This is a genomic window from Kribbella voronezhensis (assembly GCF_004365175.1).
GTDB lineage: Bacteria > Actinomycetota > Actinomycetes > Propionibacteriales > Kribbellaceae > Kribbella > Kribbella voronezhensis.
Window position 1 is genome coordinate 583476 of the sequence record NZ_SOCE01000001.1, and the last position, 16462, is coordinate 599937.

17 protein-coding genes are annotated in these 16462 nt (G+C 68.7%); 7 read left to right on the top strand and 10 right to left on the bottom strand.

Annotation, left to right across the window (positions count from 1 at the left end; genetic code table 11):
• Positions 1–37 precede the first annotated feature (37 nt).
• From EV138_RS02655 to EV138_RS38545, 4 genes are read right to left on the bottom strand one after another with little or no spacing between them, the layout of a single operon-like run.
• Positions 38–1009 (bottom strand): ROK family glucokinase, encoded by a 972-nt coding sequence (locus EV138_RS02655; RefSeq protein ID WP_133976867.1) that lies wholly within the window; start codon positions 1007–1009, stop codon positions 38–40.
• On the bottom strand, positions 1000–1434 hold the full coding sequence (locus tag EV138_RS02660; protein WP_133976868.1) for a hypothetical protein: 435 nt from the start codon (positions 1432–1434) through the stop codon (positions 1000–1002). Before EV138_RS02660 ends, EV138_RS02655 begins: the two co-directional genes overlap by 10 nt.
• On the bottom strand, positions 1431–2702 hold the full coding sequence (locus EV138_RS02665; RefSeq protein WP_133976869.1) for an ArsA family ATPase: 1272 nt from the start codon (positions 2700–2702) through the stop codon (positions 1431–1433). The genes EV138_RS02660 and EV138_RS02665 overlap by 4 nt, the downstream gene beginning before the upstream one ends.
• 5 nt (positions 2703–2707) lie before the next feature.
• Positions 2708–3613, bottom strand: a complete 906-nt coding sequence (locus EV138_RS38545; RefSeq protein ID WP_133976870.1) for an SRPBCC family protein — start codon at positions 3611–3613, stop codon at positions 2708–2710.
• 104 nt (positions 3614–3717) lie between these two features.
• Between EV138_RS38545 and EV138_RS02675 the strand changes: the two genes are divergently transcribed.
• Together EV138_RS02675 and EV138_RS02680 are read left to right on the top strand one after the other, a co-directional pair.
• Positions 3718–5505: an AMP-dependent synthetase/ligase gene (locus EV138_RS02675; RefSeq protein ID WP_133976871.1), complete on the top strand. Its 1788-nt coding sequence runs from the start codon at positions 3718–3720 to the stop codon at positions 5503–5505.
• 459 nt (positions 5506–5964) lie between these two features.
• The gene (locus tag EV138_RS02680) at positions 5965–8022 is read left to right on the top strand and encodes an AAA family ATPase (protein WP_238157917.1); all 2058 of its coding nucleotides are present in this window, start codon (positions 5965–5967) and stop codon (positions 8020–8022) included.
• Positions 8023–8140: 118 nt separating this feature from the next.
• Here EV138_RS02680 and EV138_RS02685 read toward each other — a convergent pair whose 3' ends face one another.
• The gene (locus EV138_RS02685) at positions 8141–8524 is read right to left on the bottom strand and encodes a YciI family protein (RefSeq protein WP_133976873.1); all 384 of its coding nucleotides are present in this window, start codon (positions 8522–8524) and stop codon (positions 8141–8143) included.
• A 201-nt stretch (positions 8525–8725) separates the two neighbouring features.
• Here EV138_RS02685 and EV138_RS02690 point away from each other — a divergent pair, with 201 nt between their 5' ends.
• Positions 8726–9148: a VOC family protein gene (locus EV138_RS02690; protein WP_133976874.1), complete on the top strand. Its 423-nt coding sequence runs from the start codon at positions 8726–8728 to the stop codon at positions 9146–9148.
• A gap of 18 nt (positions 9149–9166) precedes the next feature.
• Here the strand turns inward: EV138_RS02690 and EV138_RS02695 are convergent, their stop codons facing one another.
• A complete protein-coding gene (locus EV138_RS02695; protein WP_238157918.1) occupies positions 9167–10156 on the bottom strand; it encodes an RNA polymerase subunit sigma-70 in 990 nt (329 codons plus the stop codon).
• Positions 10157–10322: 166 nt separating this feature from the next.
• Here EV138_RS02695 and EV138_RS02700 point away from each other — a divergent pair, with 166 nt between their 5' ends.
• Complete coding sequence (locus EV138_RS02700) at positions 10323–10688, top strand: nuclear transport factor 2 family protein (RefSeq protein WP_166678470.1); 366 nt, start codon at positions 10323–10325, stop codon at positions 10686–10688.
• A gap of 100 nt (positions 10689–10788) precedes the next feature.
• Here the strand turns inward: EV138_RS02700 and EV138_RS02705 are convergent, their stop codons facing one another.
• Positions 10789–11685: a LysR family transcriptional regulator gene (locus EV138_RS02705; protein WP_133976876.1), complete on the bottom strand. Its 897-nt coding sequence runs from the start codon at positions 11683–11685 to the stop codon at positions 10789–10791.
• Positions 11686–11755: 70 nt separating this feature from the next.
• Between EV138_RS02705 and EV138_RS02710 the strand changes: the two genes are divergently transcribed.
• Complete coding sequence (locus EV138_RS02710; RefSeq protein ID WP_133976877.1) at positions 11756–12499, top strand: SDR family oxidoreductase; 744 nt, start codon at positions 11756–11758, stop codon at positions 12497–12499.
• A gap of 134 nt (positions 12500–12633) precedes the next feature.
• Here the strand turns inward: EV138_RS02710 and EV138_RS02715 are convergent, their stop codons facing one another.
• The gene (locus EV138_RS02715; RefSeq protein WP_238157920.1) at positions 12634–13836 is read right to left on the bottom strand and encodes an MFS transporter; all 1203 of its coding nucleotides are present in this window, start codon (positions 13834–13836) and stop codon (positions 12634–12636) included.
• A 68-nt stretch (positions 13837–13904) separates the two neighbouring features.
• Between EV138_RS02715 and EV138_RS02720 the strand changes: the two genes are divergently transcribed.
• Positions 13905–14882 carry an ArsR/SmtB family transcription factor gene (locus EV138_RS02720; RefSeq protein ID WP_133976878.1) on the top strand — a complete coding sequence of 326 codons (978 nt, stop codon included), beginning with the start codon at positions 13905–13907 and terminating at the stop codon, positions 14880–14882.
• Positions 14883–14922: 40 nt separating this feature from the next.
• Positions 14923–15591, top strand: a complete 669-nt coding sequence (locus tag EV138_RS02725) for a hypothetical protein (RefSeq protein WP_202866598.1) — start codon at positions 14923–14925, stop codon at positions 15589–15591.
• Here EV138_RS02725 and EV138_RS02730 read toward each other — a convergent pair.
• Both EV138_RS02730 and EV138_RS02735 read right to left on the bottom strand, forming a co-directional pair.
• Complete coding sequence (locus EV138_RS02730; protein WP_202866599.1) at positions 15588–15986, bottom strand: hypothetical protein; 399 nt, start codon at positions 15984–15986, stop codon at positions 15588–15590. The genes EV138_RS02725 and EV138_RS02730 overlap by 4 nt on opposite strands.
• Positions 15979–16416: a MarR family winged helix-turn-helix transcriptional regulator gene (locus EV138_RS02735; protein ID WP_202866600.1), complete on the bottom strand. Its 438-nt coding sequence runs from the start codon at positions 16414–16416 to the stop codon at positions 15979–15981. Before EV138_RS02735 ends, EV138_RS02730 begins: the two co-directional genes overlap by 8 nt.
• Positions 16417–16462: the final 46 nt, after the last annotated feature.

A 16462-nucleotide genomic window follows, 5' to 3' on the forward strand; every position in this document is an offset into this window, starting at 1 on the left:
GCCCCGCCGGCGCCAGGACCGCTGCAGGCAGCCTGCCTCACCGGTGCTTCTCCGGGGCCGGGGCGGGCCTGCGGGCCAGGTCCGCGGCGCCGATGATGCCCGCGTCGTTGCCGAGCAGCGCCAGCCCGAACGTCGGGTGCGGCCGGTTCGCCTTGGCCGGCAGGTTCTTCTCGAACGCGATCGTGGCCGACCTCAGCAGCAGGTCGCCCGCGGCACTCACCCCGCCGCCGATCACGATCGTGGCCGGGTCGAACAGGGTCGCGATACTCGCCAGCCCCTCCCCCAGCCAGCGGCCCAGATCGTCGAACAACTCGACTGCGCAAGGATCCCCGGCGGTCGCCGCCTGGGTGATCATCGGCCCCGTCAGCAGGGCCGGATCGGTGATCCCGCAGACGCTCAGCATCTGCGCCGCCGCCAGCGAACCGGACTCCGCCTGCGCCCGTCCCTCCCGCACGAGAGCGCTGCCCGACGCGTACTGCTCGATGCACCCCCGGGCTCCACAACCGCACCGATGCCCACCCGGTACGACGCGCATGTGCCCGAGTTCCGCGGCCACACCGTTCGCGCCGCGAAGCAACTCGCCGCCGATCACGACGCCACCACCGATCCCGGTGCCGACGGTGATGCAGACCATGTGCTCGACGTCCCGGGCGGCGCCGAAGGCGAACTCGCCCCAGGCCGCCGCGTTCGCGTCGTTCTCCACCACCACAGGAACCTTGAGTACGTCGGCCACCCGCGCGCCGAGCGGCTCGTCGCGCCAGGCGAGATTCGGTGCGAACAGCACCGTCGAGCGGTCCGACGAGACGAACCCGGCGGCGCCGATCCCGACGGCCTCCACCTCGTGGTCGGCGATCAGCTCGGCGGCCGCTTCGCAGATGGCGGCGGCGGTGGCATCCACCGAGTTCGCCGGGGTGTCGCGGTGGGTACGGGCGCCGATCTTGCCGTCGGCGCCGACCACCCCCGCCGCGATCTTCGTACCGCCGACGTCAACGCCGATCGTCAGTCCCATGGTTCGGGGTCCTCACTCACATCGATCCGGTCCACCCGGGACCGGGCCGGCTGTTCTCCGGGATCCTCGGCGGTCCGCGACTCTGCGTCCGCCCGGGCTTGCCGCGCGGCCTCCGCGGCGGCTTCCAGCAACGACCGCAGCGAGCCGAGTACGCCGGCTGCCGCGCTCGACAACTGCTCGATCGTCTCCGGGCTCGTGGTGCGCACCTTCGCGATCAACTGGCAGACCGGACACCACTGGCACTCCGGTCCGCCGCGATGCGCCGTACCGTGCTCGTGCTCGTCCGCTGCCTCGTCCGCCGGCTCCTCGTGCACCGGCTCCTGGTGGGACGAGTGCTGGCCTTTGGCCTCGGTGGTCGCCTGCTGCAGTACCGCGAACAGCTTGGCGGCCTCCTCCGCGACCGATCCGACCGGTTCCTTGGTCACCTGGTGCCCTCCGTGATCGCGGCCGGCTCCGCGTCGTACTGCTCGCGAATGCCTTGGGCCAGCTCCTGCGCCGTAGTACCGGCCAGTGGCTCACGGGGAGCGAACCGGACCTGCAACCGCCCGTTGTCGAGTCGCGCGCCGGCGACGACCGCTCGGGCCAGCGCGGCCGGCAGCGGGAGAACACGGCGGTACGAACCGACCGTGATGATCAGATCGTCCCCGTGCCGGGCGAGTTCGAGGTCGCTGGCTGTTGCCAACGGCAACGGCATGGTCAGCGTGTAGGTGCGCCCGTCGGTGTCGATGTGGCGGTCCACCCACAGCGAGGTCTCGTCCGTCGCCCGCGCGAACGGGTCGTCGCCGCCGTACATCTCGACGGCGAACGCGGCGAGCTCCTCGACGCCGACCGGCTCGCACGCGCGGTACGGCGACTCCCAGATCGGCAGCGGGCGGAACGAGTCGGCCACGTCTTCGAGGATCCCGCGCTGGGCGGCGACCCACTGGCGGCGCCAGTTGTCGGCACCGGCGGCGGGGAACACCCGGTTCGCGATCACGCCGTCGACGCGGTACCCGTACAGGGACAGGGTGGTGAGCGAGCGGCGGGCCTCGGCTACGACCACGGCCTCTGGGGTGAGTACAAGACGGACGGAGGCGTCCGGGCCGGCGAGCAGCGCGCGGATGTCGGCAAGGTCGCGGTGCAGCCGGCGCAACGCGTCGAACACGCTGTCGTCGGGCATCGGGATCCCGGCCGCCTTGCTGAGCAGCGGCCGGAAGGTGCGGGCCACCTTGCGCTCGACGTTGAGGATCCGGTCCATGTACCAGTTCAGCGCCTCGGGCAGCGCCAGCAACCGCAGCGTCTCGGCGGTCGGCGCGCAGTCGACCACGATGACGTCCCAACGGCCGGACCGGACGTGGTCGCGCACCTCGAGCAGCGCGAGCACCTCCTCGGCGCCCGAGAGCACGGTCAGCTCCTCGGCCTCGATCGGGTCGACGCCGACCTCGTGCAGCACCGAGCGCAGGTACGACTGGATGTCACCCCAGGCGCGCTCGAACCGCCGCTGGGCGTCGATCTGCTGGACGAACAGCAGGTCGTCGATCTCGGTCGGCTCGCCGCCGACCGCGCTGTCGAAGGCGTCCGACAGCGAGTGCGCGGCATCCGTCGACAGCACCAGCGTGCGCAATCCGCGTAACGCGGCGAGTGTGGCCGTGCCGGCCGCCGACGTGGTCTTGCCCACGCCGCCTTTCCCTGTGTACAGCAGTACCCGAGTCACCGGTATCAGGACTCGACGCGCTTCTTGAGCCCCTTCAGGGCCGTGTCGATGATGACCTTCTCCGCCTTGCGTTTGAGCATCCCGATCATCGGGATCGCCACGTCGACGGCGAGCCGGTAGGTCACCTCGGTGCCGTCCGTGCCGAGATCACGCAGTACGTAGGCGCCGTCCATGCCCTTGACCATCTTGGCCTGGACCAGCGTCCAGGTGACCTCGTTGCGGGACCACACGTAGTCCAGCGTGTACTCGTCGGAGATCGCCCCGGCGTCCACCTTGAACCGGACCTGCTTGGGCCGTCCCGCCTCGTCGGTGGAGAGCACCTGCGTCTCCCGCATCGAGTCCGCCCACTCCGGATAGGCCTCGAAATCCGCGATCACCGCCATGATCGCCTTCGGAGTCGCGTTCACGACGATGGTCGAGGTGGTCTGCTCTGCCATCGATTCACCTCTTCGCTGCCGGGACGTGTTCTGCCGGGACGGGTCCGCGGCCGGTGGTGAGGCCCCGTTGCCCACACCGGAGACTATCGCGGGTTCGGAGTCCGGCCTGCCTTCGCCCGCGGCGCGGCCCGACTCCAGCTCGTCCTTGAACCGCCAGAGCCGCTCGCGGTACCGCGCGACGTACTGCTCCTTGAGCTTGCGCAGCCGCCGCGGTCTCGTGGAACCGGCCGGGTCGACCCGGAGATACCAGTGCACGACGACACCGTCGCGGACCGGCTCGAGCCACCACTCCGCAGTACCGATCGCCGCTCCGGTGACCGCCCAGCGCACGCCTTCGCGACCGCGCCGCTCCGACGGCGTCAGGGTCAGCTCGGGCCACCACTCGCGCCAGAGGGTGTCCGCGCCCAGCCTCTCCGCGACGTAGGCTGGATCAGCAACGACCAAGTCGTCGCAACTGATGTCGAGCGATGGCATACGTGTTTCCTAGTTCCCTGGGTCACATCTGTCTGGCTACTACCGGGTAGGTGACTGTAGCGTGCGCCGGAGTCGACAAATCGTGACCGACTGAGGAGACGCGGATGCGTGAGTACACCGTTCCAGCTGTGATCGAGCCCCCGGCCACCGGTGGCCTGAGCGATCCCGTCTGGGCGAACGCCTCCTCCCATCCTGACACCGCCGTCTTCAGCCGCCGGGTCGAGGGCGGCTGGCTGGACATCAGCGCGGCCGAGTTCGCCCGCCAGGTGAGCGGGGTGGCGAAGGGCCTGATCGCGGCCGGCGTCAAGCACGGCGACCGGGTCGCCCTGCTGAGCGCCACGCGGTACGAATGGACGCTGATCGACTACGCGATCTGGAGTATCGGCGCGGTCACCGTCCCGGTCTACGAGACGTCCTCGGCGTCGCAGATCCAGTGGATCCTGACCGACTCCGAAGCCGTCGTCGCGATCGTCGAGAACGCCGCCCACGGTGCCGTCGTCGAGTCCGCCCGCGCCGAGGCCCCTGCCCTGCAGGAGGTCTGGCAGATCGAGTCGGGCGCGATCAACGAGCTGACCGTGCTCGGGCAGGAGATTACCGACGCCGAGCTCGACAAACGCCGTACCGCGGTCGTGCCGTCGGACCTGGCGACCTTGATCTACACGTCCGGGACCACCGGGCGGCCCAAGGGGTGCAAGATCACCCACTCGAACTTCATGGACGAACTGGGTACCGCGGTGAAGATCCTCGACGGGTTGTTCGCCGAGGGCGCGTCGACGCTGCTTTTCTTGCCATTGGCCCATGTTTTCGCCCGGATCATCCAGGTGGGCTGCGTGATGATGCGGGTCAAACTCGGCCACACCGCTGATGTGAAGAACCTGGTGCCGGACCTCGGCTCGTTCAAGCCGACGTTCATTCTGAGCGTGCCGCGGGTTTTCGAGAAGGTGTTCAACACGGCCAGCCAGAGCGCGCACGCTTCGGGCAAGGGCAAGATCTTCGACGCTGCTGCTGAGACAGCTATCGCTTACTCGACCGCGGTGTCCGACGGTGGGCCTGGCTTCGGGCTTCGCGCCAAGCACGCTCTCTTCGACCGGCTGGTCTACGGGAAGTTGCGCGCTGTGCTCGGTGGCAACGTCCAGTACGCCGTCTCCGGCGGCGCGCCGCTGGGCGACCGGCTGGGCCACTTCTTCCGAGGCATCGGCGTCCCGGTGCTCGAGGGCTACGGCCTCACCGAAACCACCGCCGCCCTCGCCGTGAACCTCCCCGACGACATCCGCATCGGTACCGTCGGCCGCCCCCTGCCGGGCGTCACCGTCGGCGTCGCCTCCGACGGCGAACTCTGCTTCAAGGGCGGCCAGGTGATGGCCGGCTACTGGAAGAACGACGAAGCCACCGCCGCCGCGATCGACGGTGACGGCTGGTTCCACACCGGCGACCTCGGCGAATTCGATGCCGACGGCTTCATCCGCATCACCGGCCGGAAAAAGGAAATCCTCGTCACCGCGGGCGGCAAGAACGTGGCCCCCGCAGTACTGGAAGACCGCATCCGCCTGCACCCCCTGGTCAGCCAGTGCATGGTCGTCGGCGACGGCAAACCCTTCATCGCCGCTCTGGTCACCATCGACCCGGAAACCATCGTCGCCTGGGCCAAGACCCGCGACAAGCCCACCGACGTGCCTTCGCTGGTCCACGACGAAGACCTGATCGCCGAAATCCACACCGCCATCGACGACGCCAACGACGCAGTCTCCAAGGCCGAAGGCATCAAGAAGTTCACCATCCTCCCGACGGACTGGACCCAGGAGAACGGCGAACTCTCGCTGAAACTCTCCCTCCGCCGCCACATCGTCATGGAAAAACACAAAGAAGACGTAGAGGCTTTGTACGCGAAGTAGTACGCCGCCCCTTTCGTTCCTCCTCCGTCGTCACTCACCCACCCACCCCGAGACGCCGCTCCTCCGTCGCGGCTCTTTGCGCGTGGCGGGCGCTCGTTCGGACGTGCTCGGTCTGGTGGATCTGCCGGGTCAAGTAGTCCACGGGGTGTGACCGCTGCCGTCGCGCACCTCGCCGGCCCGAATCGGCGAACCGAGGCTGCTGGCGGTGCGAGAGTCGGCTGGGGACGGATTAAAGTGGGCGGGCGCAGGTAGGGAATCCGAGCGACGGTGGAGAGGGAATCTGTGGCTGACCACATTCGGGGGGCGCGGGTGCTTGACGTGCTGGGGGCGGGGCAGCCGTGGGAAGTGCCGGATGAGTGGGTGGCTGGGGTTCGGGGGCAGCTGCGAGGGTGGGCTGACGATGCTGGGGCGTTGCGGCCGGGGGTGTTTCCGGAGTTTGTCGCGGGGACTCCTGCGGCGGTGTGGTTTCTGCATCAGGTGGCGCCACTGCTGGGCGGGTGGATCCCGGTACTGCGGGGTGAGTACGCCGATATCGCTGCTGTACTGACTCGCGACTTTCATCGGGCGCCGGTGCGGCTCGGGGGCGACGGGTACGTCGTACGGGTGGCGGCTGGTGATTGGCCGTTGCTGGCGGTCGGAGGGGCGCGCGGGTTCAACGAAGAGGGCCGTCGGCAAGCATTGCAGTTGTCGCGGGACGTTGTGAGTCTGTTCGTCGACGCGCCGCCGTTGGCCGCTCGGGCCCGGGTGCTGACGAGTGCGTTCGATCGGGTGCTGGGTGATCGTGAAGCGACCCGGATGCATCTGCAGGCGGACTACGAGACGATCGTGCAGTTCTGGCAGACCGCCGTACTGAGTGATGCCGAGCGGGCTGTGTTGCCGGAGTTGGCTGGGCCCGCGGCGGCGTTGCAGTATTCGCTCGAGGCGCTGCGGGCGGCGCACGCGGAGTTGTCGGCAGTTGTCGTAGATGATGACGCTGCTGAGTTTCCGCAGTTGTTGGCTCGGTTGATCCGCGCGACCGGACTCAAGAATCAGCCGCCGGCCGTGGGGCAAATTCTCGGCATGGCCGGGTGGGATGTCGAGCATGCGCTCGCTGAGCTCCGGGACCGCTTCGATCCGCAGGTTTGGTTGGCGCGGAATGCGCAGTGGCTGGAGCGCGCGGTGGCGCAGGGGCAGCGGATGCCGGCGCGGTCGTGGGCGGCTGCGGCTACGCGCGTGTCGGTGCACCTGGCCGGCGTACTGGAGAGCGGTCCGTGGCCGGAGCCTGAGATGCCCGACCTGAGCGCGTTCTTCCGGATCCTCGACGGCGAACGCGCTGTCGGTTCCGCATCGTCTGCCGGTACTACGAATCAGCCGGCCGCTGCGACGCCCATCACGCTTGCCTGGGCCTCCCCCACTACGGACGGGACCGACTCGCCGACCGCCGCCCCGAAGCCGAAGGCCGACGGTGCCGATGTGCACGAAGTAAACGAGGGCAGCGCGACTGGCGGCGTACCCGAGCCGGAGGTTGGCGCGGTAGACGGAGCGGAGGTCGACGACGTACGTCAGTCGGCCGTCGGCGTCGGCGAGCCGGCGGCGGACGACGTACCGGAGCAGGCATCCGAGAGCACCGCTGCTGTGGCGACCGGGCCGCGGTCGGAGGGCAACGAGTTGGCTGCCGCGGGCAACGACATCGGTGCGCTGGCCGAACTGGAGGCGTTGGTCGGGCTGGAGACGGTCAAGGAGTCGGTACGCCGGATGGTGGCCGAGATCAAGACCAACCAGCGGCGCAAGGAGTTCGGGCTGCCGACGCAGGAGCGGGCGCGGCACATGGTGTTCGTCGGGAAGCCCGGTACGGCGAAGACGACGATCGCGCGGTTGCTCGGGCGGATCTACAAGGAACTGGGCGTGCTCGAGAAGGGGCACGTGGTCGAGGTCGACCGGTCCGACCTGGTCGGTTCCGCCGTCGGTGCCACTGCGCCGATGACCGCGGCGAAGTTCCGCGAGGCGCTCGGCGGGGTGCTGTTCGTCGACGAGGCGTACACGCTGGTGCCGGAGAACATCCCGGGTGACTTCGGGCACGAGGCCGTTGCCACCTTGCTGAAGATGATGGAGGACTACCGCGACGAGGTCGTCGTGATCATGGCCGGGTACCACCGCGAGATCCAGCGGTTGATGGAGTCGAACACCGGCCTGGCGTCTCGCTTCCCGAAGCTGCTGGCGTTCAGCGAGTACGACACCGACCAACTCGTCGCCATCTTCGAACTCCAGGCGCGGCAGAAGGGCATGATCTTCACCGACGAGGTGATGAAGGTGGTTCGCCGGATCATCCCGCCCGCGCCGCGTGGCCACAACTTCGGCAACGGCCGGTTCATCCGGAACGTGCTCGAAGAGGCGATCTCCAACCAGTCGACCCGGCTGGCGCTGCGCGACCCGGACACCCTGACCGAACGCGACCTGCGCGAACTCCTCCCCGAAGACATCAAACCGGCCGCCTCCATGCGCGCCGAGGACTACCTCCTCCAACGGCCCGGTAGCTAGGCGTACTGCGCGCCCTGGGCAGCCGGGCACGCCGACATCATCCGCTCACTGCTCACCGATCGTCGATGCCGGCCGGCGGACCGACAGTCCGCCGACCGGTTCAGCGTCGTACGCGGTACTAGGCCTTGGGCTGGGGGTAGCCGTCGGCGAACTCGGCTTCCTCGTAGACGCGACGCAGCTCGACGGAGCCGTCGCGGAAGGGGGCCTTCTTCAGCCACTCGACGGCCTCGTCCATCGACTCGACCTGCCAGATCCAGTAGCCGCCGACCAGTTCCTTCGCCTCGGTGAAGGGGCCGTCGACAACACTCTGGCCCTCCTCGGTGAAGCTGACCAGCTTGCCTTCGCTGGTGGGCGCGAGGCCCTCGCCGGACAGCATCACGCCCGCCTTGGTGAGCAACTCGTTGAACCGGCCCATCTCCGCAAGGTCGTCGACCGCGCGCGGGTCCGTGGGGTACGTCTGTTCGTCCGCCGGCGTCATCTTCACCAGCACCATGACTCGCATGTCTGTCTCCTTGACGTGGTTGCCAGAGTCCGATTCAACCCTGGCCTCATCACCGCGTCGAACGAAGCAGGCCGGGATCGACACCCACGGAAAGTTTCCGCGCGGGTTTCCGAAGTTTCCGTGGAAAGTGCTCATTGGGTGAGCACTATTGGGCGCGAGGATGGGGACATCGCAATCGAGAACGACACCAGGGAGAACCCGATGTTCCGAGGATTTGCCACCATCAGCTTCTACGCCGACGACCTCGCCGCCGCCCGGGACTGGTACTCCGAACTGTTCGGGCAGGAGGCGTACTACGCGTTCCCGGTGGCGCCCGCGGCCCCGGCGTACGTGGAGTTCCGGGTCGGTGACGACGGGGACGAGATCGGGTTCATCGATCGCAGGTACGCCCCGCCCGGAGCGTCCAACGCCGCCGGCGGCGCGGTCATGCACTGGCACGTGGACGACCTGGCCGGCACCTTCGAGAAGCTGCTGTCGATGGGCGCCAAGGAGTACGCGCCGATCACCGCGCACGGCGACAGCGACTTCGCCACCGCCGCCGTGGTCGACCCCTTCGGCAACGTCCTCGGCATCATGCACAACCCCCACTACCTGGAGATCCAGGCAGCGCGCCAGGCGCGGTAACAACCGAAAACGTTTTCCTCAGTCGATCCCGTCCCGCCGAGCTCGCCGCGGGACGGGATCGACGCCCAGGAAGCGAGTGATTCGGACGATGTGGTTGCCGCGGATGTCCAGAACGATGTGACCGGCGTAGCGGCGGTCCTGATGCTCCCCTGTCCCGTGGCCTGGGTTGGTGAAGTAGCAGCGGAACGCAGGCTGAAGGTTGGCGCCCGACTCCTCGAGGTGGACGACCGAGGTGCGGCCCTCATTACTCGCCCGCAAGAAGGCGGCGATCGCCGACGGGCCGTAGTACTCGTGAGGAGCCGGCGGCATCGCCAGCCAGGCGTCGTCGGTGAGCATGCTGGTGATGGTGGTGATGTCGTCGGCGACGAAAGCCTCGGCGAATCGCTTGGCCAGTTGGCGTTCTGTCGACCCATCGGGGACAGGACCGCGGCTGTCGGTAGGCAGCGAAGCCCGGGCTCGCTGGAGGGCTCCCTTGATCGCGGTCGGGCTGGTGTCCATCAGCTCGGCGACGTCGGGCGCGCTGAAACCGAGTACGTCGACCAGGAGCAGAGCGGCGGCCTGCTTCGGTGGCATCCGTTGCAGCGCGGCGATGAAGGCGAGCTCAACGTTCTCCCGGCGTACGGCGTGGGTCTCGGGACCACCGACGGTGAGTTCGTGCAGCCACTCGTCGGGATACGGCTGCAGCCAGGTGACGTCGCCGCGTCGCGACGGTACGGGTGGGTCGAACGGCGGGACCGGTTCGGCGGGCGGCCGGCGTTTGCTGTCGCGGATCGCGTTCAGGCAGCGGTTGGTCGCGATCCGGTACAGCCAGGTGCGAACCGAAGACCTCCCCGCGAACCCGGCGAGCCCGCGCCAGGCGGCGAGCAGGACCTCCTGCATCACGTCGTCGGCGTCCGTGACCGAGCCGAGCATGCGATAGCAGTGCAGGTGCAATTCGCGGAAGTAGGGCGCGGTCAGCTCACGGAAAGCGTTTTCGTCTCCCGCCTGCGCCTCTGCCAACGTCGACACCCGCCCATGGTGCCAGGTCGCCGGCTCGCCCCGTACTACGAACTCGGCGGGCCGAGATCCCCGCCTCATCCGGCCCCGAGCCGACCGATCCACCGCCGACCGTTCCATCGGGGACCAAGCTGGTGTCTATCCAGTCATCAGCTCATTCAACGAAGGGATCACCCCGATGACGGAGACCACCATGACGGCGCTCGACACCGTACTCGCCTACCACCACGCGTGGACCGGCCACGACTTCGACCTGGCCATGCGGTACCTCGCCGACGACATCGTCTGCGAAGCGCCGGCCGGCCGGATCGAAGGTGCCGCGGCCTTCCGCGACTTCATGGAGCCGTTCTCCAAGACCGTGACCAGTTCGACGCTGCTGTCCGCCTTCGGCGACGAGACCACCGCGCTGCTGATGTACGACACCGTGACCATCCCGGTCCCGCACGCCCCAGGCGCCGAACTCCACACCGTCGAGAACGGCCGCATCACCCACCTCCGAATCATCTTCGACCGCCTCCCCTTCACCCAGGCCCGCAACAGCTAGCCGGCCGCACGCGTTGGAGAACGCGCTCTCCGGTCCCGGATGCAGCGGGCATGCTCGGCGAAAACTCCGTCGCTGATCCTTTGGTACTGCGGTCCAGCGCTCAGCCCGATTGTCCGCTCCAGCGCTTGGCCGTCTCGACGTAGCGCGCCACCCAAGGGGACGGGTTGCCCGGTTTCCAGGCGATCACCGTGGTGTAGGGCTCGGCGTCGGTGACCGGGCGGTAGACGACGTCGGGGCGGACGTTTCGCTGGGTGAACGACACCGGCAGCAACGCGATCGCCTGGCCGAGTGCGATCACTTCCAGCATCTGCGAGCTGTCCTGCACGGCCGGACCGATCGGAGTGCCGGTCGGCTGGCCGTCCGGCTGGCCGGTCCAGTAGTTGCTACCGGCAACCGTCTGGCCCGGGCGGTGACTGAAGACCTGGCCGCGGAGATCGGCCACGCTGAGCACCTCGCGGTCGGCAAGTTCGTGGCCGACCGGGAGTGCCGCCATCCGGCTCTCGACCGTCAGGACCTCCTGAGCGAGCGCGTTGTCGAGGTGCGGCGAGCCGATGATCGCCAGGTCGGCGCGGCCGTCCATCACCCGGTCGACCTGATCACCGAAACCGCTGACCTCGAACCGGATCTCCGCCGCACCCGGGTCGTCCCGGAACTCCCGGGCGACGAAGTTCAGCAGGTCGGTGGCGGCGCCCGGCTTCGCGGTGACGACCAGGGTCGCGGTCTGCGACCCGGCGCGCCGCGTACGGCGTACGGCGGCGTCGAGGGAGTCCAGGACCAGGGCCGACTCCTTGAGCAAGGTCTCGCCTGCTTCGGTCAGGCGGATCCGGCGCGGGTCGGAGCGGTCGAACAAAGCAACGCCGAGGCGGCTCTCCAGGGCGCGCATCGCCCGCGACAGCGGCGGCTGGGCGATGCCGAGCCGCTCGGACGCGCGCGTGATGTTCAGATCCTCCGCGACCGCCCGGAAGTAGCGCAGCTCACGGATCTCGGGTTCCGCCATACCTCCAGGGTATGCCGGGCCACCCGATCGGTCTTTTTCTTTCCGGCCGGTGGCGACTGAACTGGTCACCATGAACACGAACGAGGTCGCACTGGTCACCGGTGCCAACAAAGGAATCGGCCGGGAGATCGCCCGGCAACTCGCGACTCTGGGGCTGACCGTCTATTTGGGGGCCCGCGACAACGAACGCGGTCGGACCGCCGCGGCGGAACTGGCTGACGCGGGCGATGTCCGGTTCGTCCAACTGGACGTGACCGACGCCGACTCGGTCGCTGCCGCCGTGAAGGCGATCGAGGCGGACGCGGGCCGGCTCGACGTCCTGGTCAACAACGCGGGCATCGCCGTCGAGTGGGACGTCGAGCTGGTCGATCTGACGGCCGAGCAGCTGCGGACGACGTACGAGGTCAATGTCTTCGGCGTGGCGACGGTGACGTCGGCGTGCATCCCGCTGCTGCGGAAGTCGCCGAATGCCCGGATCGTCAACATGTCCAGCAGCCTCGGGTCACTCGCGAGGTTGAGCGACTTCGAGAGCCCGCAGTCCAGGCATCAACTGATGGCCTACAGCTCGTCCAAGGCCGCGCTCAACGCGCTCACTGTCATGTACGCCGCCGCGCTCCGGGCCGACGGCATCAAGGTGAACGCCGCCACGCCGGGTCTGGTCCCCACCGACATCAACGCGAACGCGCCGATCCCCCGCGGCAGCCGCACGGTCGCCGACGGAGCCGTCGCTCCCGTCTACCTGGCCACGCTCCCGCCCGACGGCCCCACCGGCGTCTCCCGCGGCCCCAACCCTGACGACTCCATCCCCTGGTAGCGCGCCCGCCGGTACGCCGCTCCGCCCGTACGCCGCTCGCCCGGCGGGCCGCTCCGCCCCGTACGCCGCTCGCCCGGCGGGCCGCTTCGCCGGCGGGCAGCTTCGCCGGCGGGCCGCTCACCCCGGTACGCCGTTCAGCCGGTCGAGAGCGCTCTCCGGGCCAGCACCATGGTTGTCACGGTCCCGACCACGCCGCCGACGCAGATCGCCAGATTGGGGCGCATCAGCGTGCCGAGCACCCCAGCAAGCGCGATCCCGACTCCCTGAATCGCCATCAACCCGCTGGTCTGGACGGTGAACAGCCTCCCCCGGTACGCCGGCTCGACGGCGGCCAGGATCAACGGATCGATCCCTTGGTTGAACGCATAGCCGGATCCCGAGATCGCCAGCAACACCGCGGCGACCGCGATCGAAGGCTCGGCGGCAAAGGCGATCGCCGGCACCTGTGTCAGCAGAATCAACGGCACCACGAGCCGCCTCCGCACTCCCGGCGACAGCCGCGAAGCAACCAGCTCGCCAAGGATCGAACCGACCGCATACCCAGTGAGAAGCGCACCGGCCAGCGACGCGGCGACGCCGAGCTGACCGGTGTAGGCGACCGCCAGCCCGTCCGGCATCGAGGAGAACGCCGGAACGACCCAGGACAACACAACCAGTCGCCGGAGCCGGGGCTTGCCGAAGACATATCCCAACCCAGCAAGGGATTCCCGCACCGTACTACGGGTCGCCGTGCCGCTCCTGGGCGTCGAGGGCGTGCCGATCCCGATGAGCACAGCCGAGGCCGCGAAGGAGGCCGCGTCGAGAGACAGCAGCCAACTGGGCCCGACCGCCGCAACGGTGACCGACCCGATCGCCAAGCCGGTCAGGATCGTCAGCTGACCGATTGCCCTGAGCAACGATCGACCGACCGGGAACAGGTCGGCGTCCAGCAGGTGGGCCAGGCTCGCGGCCCGGGCACCGGCGAAGACGGGAGCAACGACGCCGGTCACCAACAGCAGTGCGAGCAGGCCGGCCACCGGCATGCCGGGAATCAGCATCGCGGCGATCGCGGCCGCGCAGATCAGGTCGCAGCAGACCAGGACGGGCCTGGCCGGGAACCTGTCCGCGAGCGAGGAGAGCACGGCTCCGCCGAGCGCGTACGGCAGGAACGAACAGACCAGGACCAAGGCGGAGAGCAACGGCGACCGGGTCCGTTCGAAGATCATGATCGCGAGCGCGACCTCGGCCGCGACCGACCCGGCCATCGAGACACCGTGCGCGATGAAGATCGGCCGCAGGCCGGGCACCCGGAGTACGGAGGTGTAGCCCGCGGGGCGGGCGGAGATCGAGGTGGACACGGCAGAGAGCGTGCTCCGGCCGTTCCCGGCCCGCGTAGTCTTTCGGGTATGCCCGAAAGTCTCCAGTCGTGACGATCCTCAAGTTCGGCCAGGCGGACGCGCTGCGGTGCCGGTTCGGGATCTCGCCGTTGTGGGAGACGATCTCGGCCGTGCGGGTGCTCAACGGCCAGCGACACCGGCCGCTGTACTCGCCCTGGGTCGCGGCCAAGGCCGACGCGACGGCCGGCCTGGAGCTGGGCATGCTGCGAGCTGTCCAACCGAGGACCGGCTACACACCCGATTTCCTCACTCCCCCACCGAAGGCTTCCCGAGCCCGGTTCGAGACGGAGATAGCGCGCGTTCGGAGTACCCCGCTGCATCAGGTACGGGCCGAGCTGATCCAGTCCCGCGACACCCGGAACAATCCGGGCGCGCCGGCGATCAACAAGATGCTCACCGATCCGGCCGCGGCGCGCGAAGGGTTCGCGGCCGAGATCGAGGCCGCCTGGCATGCCTTGATCCAGCCGGACTGGTCGCTGATCAGCCGGGTCCTCGAGGACGACCTGGCCTACCGAGGCACCCAGCTCACGTCGGGCGGGTTGGCGAAGCTGTTCGACGATCTGCATCCCGCGCTGACCTGGGCCGACGATCGACTGATCACCTCTCAGTTCCGTGAGCAGGACCGCGAACTCGAGGGCCAGGGGCTCCTGCTCGTGCCGGGAGTGTTCGCCTGGCCGTATCTGGTCCTGGTGACCGCAACCGGCTACCAGCCGACGGTGGTGTATCCGGCTCGCGGCGCTGCCCGGCTGTGGTCCGACGCACCGGCTCCCCCTGATCCACTGGCGACGCTGCTCGGCCGCACCCGGGCGACGCTGCTGGTCGCGCTGGATCCACCCGCGACCACGAGCGCCTTGGCAGCGCAGTACGGGTTGGCTCTGGGGACCGTGGCAGAGCACCTTGGCGCGCTGCACGGGGCGGGGCTGGTGAGTAGACGGCGTACGGGCCATCAGGTGCACTACCGGCGTACGGACGTCGGGCAGGCTGTCGTCGACGCCTCGGTGGGCTGACATCCCACCGGGACAAGGCAAGGCGGGTCAGAATGCTGCGGTGAGCAAGGTTCCGAAGGCACCCGCGCCAAGTATGCGACACACCCGTCGGTGGCCCGCTTCCCTGGCGGTGATCGTGGTGCTCGGGCTACAGCTCGCGGTACCGCCGCAGCTCATGGACCTGCCGCGCTGGTTGCTGCCCGCCTTCGGGGCCGGGCTGCTGGTGCCGCTGGTATGGACGAACCCGCTCCGCCTGCACGTGGACGAGCCATGGCTACGCAAGGTCGAGCTGATCCTGCTGGCCGTGCTGGTGGGGATCAACGCGGTCTACCTGCTCGAGATGATCGTCTATCTCGGCGATGACAGCACGGACGGTCTGGTGCTGGTGAAGGCCGCGCTGTTGATCTGGGTGACCAACGTGGTCGCCTTCGCGGTCTGGTACTGGGAGATCGATCGAGGTGGGCCGTTCGCGCGGATGCCCGAGCACGAGCACGAGGAGGAGCGCGCGGACCTGCTGTTCCCACAGATGACGCTCGACCTCCCCGGCTGGCAGGGCTGGCTGCCAGGTTTCACCGACTACCTGTTCGTGGCCTTCACTGCGGCCACCGCCTTCAGCCCGACCGACACCATGCCGCTCACCGCCCGCGCCAAGACGCTGATGGGATTCCAGTCCGGCGTCTCTCTGCTGACCATCGCCATCGTCGCCGCCCGCGCGGTCAACGTTCTCTAGCCCGGCTCCTGCCAGGGGAACGGCGCGAGGTCCGGCTCGACCCAGCCGGTCCTTGCCGCGGGAGCCGCCAAGGTCGCCGACCGGTAGAAACGCAGCAGCAGACGCTTGTCGAGGAGCGCCGGATTGCGGTCGGCAAAAGCGTCGAAGTCTTCGACGGGCTCCTCCGTCGCATGGTGTCCGACGAGTTCCACCCACGCCCTGCTCACCGTCGCGTGATACTTCTGCGGCGCACCGGCGTACCGCGCGGTCTGCTGGATTCCCTGACTGACAAGGCCGATCGCAGTCGCCACCCCGTGCCGGCGAACCGCCAGCCAGGTCAGCCGCACATGCTCGCGATGCCCGAACCGGTCGGCTGTCCGCAGGGTCTCGGTCATCAACTGCTCGAAGTCACTCACCACTACCGCCTCCTGCCAGTGCCCTGAGCACCCGGCGAAAGTTGCCGACCACCTCTGCCGGGAGATCGGCCAGGGCCTGGTGTTCGATCTCGGCGATGGCGGCCGCTATCAGGTCCGCTGTCTCCCGTCCGTCCTCAGTCAGCTCGATCAGCACCGCCCTGCGATCCCCGGCCCGCACACCCCGGGTCAGACAGCCTCGCCGCTCGAGCCGATCCAGTACGCCGGTCAGCGTGGTCGGCCTGATCCCGATGGCCGCGCCCAGCTCCGACACGGTCCGGGGACGGCCGTCCGACAGGTTGCCCAGCGCGTTGATCTCGGACGGCGACAGGTCGAGGTCCACCAGTTTCGCGGTCAGCTCCTGGAGCGTCGCATGGGTCGCCCGCTGCAACTCCAGCAGCAGCCGCGCAGGTTCTTCCGATTCGGATATCACGTTTTCGTACTATACGGATCCGTAGTATCCACGGCAACCGCTCAGC